Source organism: Variovorax sp. FG153 (genome assembly GCF_057809595.1).
On record NZ_JBMDKG010000128.1, the window covers coordinates 1 to 487 of the forward strand.

Sequence of the window (487 nt, forward strand, 5' to 3'; positions counted from 1 at the left end):
CAAAGCCAGGCCGCGGGCGACTTCAGCTACCGCGACTTCTACGCACGGCGCGTGCGGCGCATCTTCCCGGCGCTGATGCTGGTGCTGGCGGCGACCCTGGCCTTCGGCTGGTACGTGCTGCTGAACCGCGAGTTCGTGGAGCTGGGCAAGCAGGCCGCGGGCGGGGCGGCCTTCATCGCGAACTTCGTGTTCTGGGGCGAGGCGGGGTACTTCGACACGGCGGCGGAGACCAAGCCGCTGCTGCACCTGTGGTCGCTGGGGATCGAGGAGCAGTTCTACATCTTCTGGCCGCCGCTCCTGGCGCTGGCGTGGCGCCGGCGCTGGCCGATGCTGCGCGTGCTGTGGGCGCTGGCGGTGGTGTCGTTCCTGATCAACGTGCTGACGATCCATCCGTTTCGCACGGCGGCGTTCTATTCGCCGCTGTCGCGCTTCTGGGAGCTGATGGCGGGCGGGATCCTGGCGTGCATGCGGTTGAGGGATGCCGGGG

General features: G+C 69.0%; 1 protein-coding gene. It reads left to right on the forward strand.

All coding sequences use genetic code 11. The features are described 5' to 3' along the window. Positions 1 to 487, forward strand: a 487-nt coding sequence (locus ACODT0_RS42415; RefSeq protein ID WP_489044053.1) for an acyltransferase family protein, incomplete at both ends; no start/stop codon positions are given.